The sequence below is a fragment of the Endozoicomonas sp. ONNA2 genome, from assembly GCF_024606365.1.
GTDB lineage: Bacteria > Pseudomonadota > Gammaproteobacteria > Pseudomonadales > Endozoicomonadaceae > Endozoicomonas.
The window spans coordinates 1-4,568 of record NZ_JAHHPO010000227.1 but is presented as its reverse complement, the minus strand read 5'-3'; the positions used below and the strand labels follow the sequence as shown (position 1 = coordinate 4,568).

Genomic DNA, 4,568 nt, shown 5'->3' with positions numbered 1-4,568 from the left:
GGGGCATTAACAGAGAGCGAAATAGTCCTATGTTTACTCACATTTATAGGAACAGTCAAGGCATTAACTCTCCAGGACAAGATGCCGTACACCTGCTCAAATCGTGTCAGTTCTGATGGCAGCCCACACTATTCAACAATGGCTGAACACCACAGACTTGAGCCAGTGCTTGCAGCTGCTCAGGCATAGCGGTAAAGCCGATGGATTTTTGCAGTTTTTTCGCCAACCGGAGCCAGGATAGGAAGACCGATAAAGCAGAGCTATCGGCCTGGGAAATACCACTCAGGTCAATTTCCCAGCCATCCTCTGTGGAGGTCAGTAACAAACGGGCACCCTGCTCTTCAATCATTGCGGAAGTGGTGAAATTAACCAAACCATGGAGTTTAAATTGGCCAGGTGCTACCGCTGTTAATGTCATGACTGTTTGCTCACATGTTTCTTCGTTGCTTTACCCTGCATGATTTGTGGCCAGTGATCCACCACATATTGGAGATCATTATATTTATTCATGGCCTCGGCAAACTGGTTACGGAACTGAATACCGATATTGATACCATCAACAATGATATTCCTGAGCTTCCAGCGCTTATCCAGATGCACCATAGAATAAGAGATAGCCACGGTACCTGAGGAAGTTTTGACCTTCATATCCACCGGAACCAGCCGCGCCTTGCCTGACCGGTAGTCGTTTAGTACAGCATCGGGTACCGCATCGACTTTCTCGATGGTCAACCGGGTATCATCGAGCTGAAGCAAAGCCTTGGCATAAAAGCTGATCAAACTGTCTTTAAACGTCTTGGAAAACTGTTCAATTTGACCGGTTTTAGCCCGGCGGGAGTATTTACCCATCACGCCCCGGGCAATGGAGTCAAAGGCCACTGACGGTGATAGCTGGCGATCAACCTCGGCAATAAAGGCAGTGTCATTCTTTTTGTACTGCTGAACATTGTTTTCAAAGGTTGCCAGCAGCTCCCTGGTAATCCTTTCCACCTCCTTCTGAGGTGACTCAATTACCTGCTCTGCGGCAGCTGAAGACCACTGAAAAAGCAGCACCATCAGCAAAGCCACCCAGTTTTTATTACCTTTCATCATCCATTCCATCCACTAGCCAGAGAATGCTTCTCCAGGCTTGTTACTCGTTTTTATTGACCGTACCCAGAAGAAACTTACCGATCAGCTCCTCGATAATCAGCGCGGACTGGGTGTCTTCAAAACGCTCACCATTACGCAGAAACGCCTCCTCACCACCAATGCTGATACTGATGTACTGCTCGCCCAATAGCCCTGCGGTGACAATCGATGCGGTACTGTCGATGGGTATATTATCGATTTGCTGATCAATATCCATCACCACCCTGGCCATGTAATTCGCTTTATCCAGCTCAATGCTTCTGACCTGGCCAATGGTGACACCGGCCATGGATATCCTGGAACGGGGTTTAAGGGCTCCGGTGTTATCGAAGTAAGCATTCAGCTCATAGGTTTCACCGCCGGTTTTCAGGGAAAGGCCACTGACCTTTACCGCCAGAACCACCAGAGCCAACATACCCGCCAGCATAAAGGCGCCGACACTGATTTCTAACGTTCGCATGCGCATTTTATGCTCTCTCCTTAAAGCTCACTAAACATCACTGCGGTCAAAATAAAATCCAATCCGAGAACCGTCAGTGAGGCATAAACCACCGTTCTCGTTGTTGCACGACTAATGCCTTCTGAAGTCGGAATGGCATCGTACCCCTGGAACACAGCTATCCAGGTCACCACAATCCCGAACACCAGGCTTTTCACCATGCCATTGCCCACATCATCAACAAAATCCACCGCCTGCTGCATGCCACTCCAGAATGAACCTTCATAAATCCCCAGCCAGTCGACACCCACCATCACGCCGCCAAGAATCCCCACCAGGTTGAATATCGCCGCCAGCAGCGGCATGGAGATAACCCCCGCCCAGAAACGCGGGGCGATCACCCGCTTTAACGGATCAACACCCATCATTTCCATACTGGACAGCTGCTCGGTGGCTTTCATCAGCCCGATTTCCGCCGTCAGGGCAGAGCCGGCACGCCCGGCAAACAGCAGCGCGGTCACCACCGGCCCCAGCTCACGGAGCAGGCTCAGGGCCACCAGCTGACCCACAGCCCCTTCTGAGCCATAGCGAATCAGAATACTGTAGCCTTGCAAACCAAGAACCATGCCAATGAACAGACCGGAAACCGTCACGATAATTAACGACAGAACACCAACGTTGTAGAGCTGTCTGATAAGCAGTGCACCACGGCCGGTAAAACCCGCCCGGGAAAAAATCGCCAGAAACAGAAAAATACCGGAGCGCCCCAGGGACTGCACATGACCAAGACCAAACTGACCAAGTTGGGCCAGCCGGTCCAGAACATCAAGTTTCATTTATACCCCACAGTAAGTCGTGCTGATAATCATCCGCCGGAAAGTGAAAAGGGACAGGCCCATCCGGCTGCCCCTGCATAAACTGGCTTACCCTGGCATCCTTTGAGTTCAACATCTCCTCAGGGGTACCGGAACCAATCACTTCACCATCGGCGATCAGGTACAGTAAATCGGCGATACTGGCCGTTTCATGGAGGTCATGGGAAACAATGATACTGGTGATGCCCAGCGCCTGATTCAGTTTGCCAACCAAATCCACCAGCACCCCCATGGCAATGGGATCCTGTCCGACAAAGGGTTCATCATACATCACCATTTCCGGGTCCAGGGCAATGGCCCTGGCCAGGGCAACGCGCCGGGTCATGCCGCCTGATAACTCACTGGGCATCAGTGACCATGCACCGCGCAGCCCCACCGCATGGAGTTTCATCAGGACGATATCACGGATCATGGTTTCTGATAGCTGGCTGTGGATGCGCAGGGGAAAGGCGACATTCTCAAAGACGGTCAGATCGGTAAACAGTGCCCCACTCTGGAACAGCATGCCCATTTTACGACGCTGAACAAATAACTGATCTCTCGACAGGCCCGCCAGATCCTGACCGTCCACCACTATTGAGCCAGCGTCTGGTAATAGCTGGCGGCCAATCAACCGCAGCAGGGTGGTCTTGCCGGTGCCTGATGGCCCCATGATACCCACCACTTTTCCCCGGGGTATATCCATATCGATATTATTGAAGATAACCCGGGAGCCCCGATAAAAGGTCAAACCACGAATCTCGACAAAACTATCGCTGCGGCTTTCGTTGCTGTGTCGTTCACCTGTAGGTATGGAATTCATCATTGGGTTCGCAGATCCCTGCAACAGACAGAATGTAAAAGTCTTCCAAGGTCGACATTATGACCTGTTTCACCGGGTTATTGCACCTTCTTGATAACTCCTGGTAACAACCAACCAATCTTATCAAATGAATTTTCTCCCGGCAGGATCAATTCAGATGGTGATGCAGTTGCATTGCCTGCCCGATTTTCCATACACTCCCCTCATTTATACCCAATGTTGAGAACGCTCCCGGAATGAGTTCTGCCATTTATGCCATAGTCGCCATTATTGTTGGCTTCATACTGCTCACCTGGAGTGCCGACCGTTTTGTCGGCGGTGCTGCTGCCACTGCTAGAAACTGGGGTATATCCCCCATGCTTATCGGCTTGACGGTGGTGTCTATAGGTACGTCTGCACCAGAAATTCTGGTCTCACTGATGTCGGCTATCCAGGGGCACACCGATATTGCCGTTGGCAATGCCATCGGTTCCAATATTGCCAATATGGGACTGGTTCTTGGGGTAACCGCGCTGATTGCCCCGCTGCCGGTCAAATCAGCACTGGCCAAACGGGAAATACCCTGGCTGTTATTCGTAACCCTGATTGCCGGTGCCTGCCTTGCCAACAACTACCTGGGGCTTATGGAAAGTCTGGTGCTGCTCAGTGGCCTTTTTATTACCCTCTATCTGATGGTGACCTGGCAAAAAGCCCATCCTGAAGAGCCGCTGGCGGAGGTTGAAGACATCGAAGCGCTGCCTTCCGGCAAAGCTTACCTTGAACTGTTTGGCGGACTGATACTGCTGCTGATCAGTGCCCGGATTCTGGTGTGGGGTGCCATAGAGATCGCTACACTGCTCGGTGTCAGTGAACTGATCGTTGGTTTGACGGTGGTTGCCATTGGTACCAGCCTGCCGGAGCTGGCCGCATCGGTCGCCAGCGCCCTGCGCGGCCACCATGATATTGCCCTGGGCAACGTTGTGGGTTCAAACATCTTCAATTTGCTGGCGGTATTGTCCATGCCCGGGCTCGTTGCCCCCGGACCACTGAACGAATCCGTTTTCTCCAGAGACTATAGCGTCATGCTGGCATTTACCGTTCTGTTGACGGCCATGGCCATGTTCGGTAAAAAACCCGGAACGCTGGGCCGTTTTGCAGGTATTATCCTTCTGGCAGGGTATGTCTGCTATGGCACATGGCTGTATGTACAGACAGCTTAGGAATTGTCCTTAAATAATTCCGACATTTTAAATTCGGTCTCCGTTCATCCTGAGCGGAGTCGAAGGGTGACTGGCACGATAATCGAGGCCGGAGTACACGCCCTTCGACAGGCTCAGGACGA

The 4,568-nt window shown here is 51.7% G+C and carries 6 protein-coding genes; 1 reads left to right on the top strand and 5 read right to left on the bottom strand.

Annotation, left to right across the window (positions count from 1 at the left end; genetic code table 11):
- Window positions 1-106: 106 nt before the first annotated feature.
- Genes KDK14_RS04200 through KDK14_RS04180 form a run of 5 tightly spaced genes read right to left on the bottom strand, consistent with a single transcriptional unit; the run spans window position 107 to window position 3,250 of the window.
- Window positions 107-418 carry a lipid asymmetry maintenance protein MlaB gene (locus tag KDK14_RS04200; protein WP_257263768.1) on the bottom strand — a complete coding sequence of 104 codons (312 nt, stop codon included), beginning with the start codon at window positions 416-418 and terminating at the stop codon, window positions 107-109.
- The gene (locus KDK14_RS04195) at window positions 415-1,092 is read right to left on the bottom strand and encodes a phospholipid-binding protein MlaC (RefSeq protein WP_257263767.1); all 678 of its coding nucleotides are present in this window, start codon (window positions 1,090-1,092) and stop codon (window positions 415-417) included. The genes KDK14_RS04200 and KDK14_RS04195 overlap by 4 nt, the downstream gene beginning before the upstream one ends.
- A 40-nt stretch (window positions 1,093-1,132) precedes the next feature.
- The gene (gene mlaD, locus KDK14_RS04190; protein ID WP_257263766.1) at window positions 1,133-1,597 is read right to left on the bottom strand and encodes an outer membrane lipid asymmetry maintenance protein MlaD; all 465 of its coding nucleotides are present in this window, start codon (window positions 1,595-1,597) and stop codon (window positions 1,133-1,135) included.
- A 14-nt stretch (window positions 1,598-1,611) separates the two neighbouring features.
- Window positions 1,612-2,406: a lipid asymmetry maintenance ABC transporter permease subunit MlaE gene (mlaE, locus tag KDK14_RS04185; RefSeq protein ID WP_257263765.1), complete on the bottom strand. Its 795-nt coding sequence runs from the start codon at window positions 2,404-2,406 to the stop codon at window positions 1,612-1,614.
- Window positions 2,396-3,250 carry an ATP-binding cassette domain-containing protein gene (locus KDK14_RS04180; protein ID WP_257263764.1) on the bottom strand — a complete coding sequence of 285 codons (855 nt, stop codon included), beginning with the start codon at window positions 3,248-3,250 and terminating at the stop codon, window positions 2,396-2,398. Before KDK14_RS04180 ends, mlaE begins: the two co-directional genes overlap by 11 nt.
- A 233-nt stretch (window positions 3,251-3,483) precedes the next feature.
- Between KDK14_RS04180 and KDK14_RS04175 the strand changes: the two genes are divergently transcribed.
- Window positions 3,484-4,446, top strand: coding sequence for a calcium/sodium antiporter (locus KDK14_RS04175; RefSeq protein ID WP_257263763.1), 963 nt, complete (start codon window positions 3,484-3,486; stop codon window positions 4,444-4,446).
- The last annotated feature ends 122 nt before the right edge of the window (window positions 4,447-4,568 follow it).

What these genes read in the sequence shown, in the direction of transcription:
- mlaE (WP_257263765.1), bottom strand. Translation starts at nt 2,406, where the DNA reads ATGAAACTTGATGTTCTGGACCGGCTGGCCCAACTTGGTCAGTTTGGT.
- KDK14_RS04195 (WP_257263767.1), bottom strand. Translation starts at nt 1,092, where the DNA reads ATGATGAAAGGTAATAAAAACTGGGTGGCTTTGCTGATGGTGCTGCTT.
- KDK14_RS04180 (WP_257263764.1), bottom strand. Translation starts at nt 3,250, where the DNA reads ATGATGAATTCCATACCTACAGGTGAACGACACAGCAACGAAAGCCGC.
- KDK14_RS04175 (WP_257263763.1), top strand. Translation starts at nt 3,484, where the DNA reads ATGAGTTCTGCCATTTATGCCATAGTCGCCATTATTGTTGGCTTCATA.
- mlaD (WP_257263766.1), bottom strand. Translation starts at nt 1,597, where the DNA reads ATGCGCATGCGAACGTTAGAAATCAGTGTCGGCGCCTTTATGCTGGCG.
- KDK14_RS04200 (WP_257263768.1), bottom strand. Translation starts at nt 418, where the DNA reads ATGACATTAACAGCGGTAGCACCTGGCCAATTTAAACTCCATGGTTTG.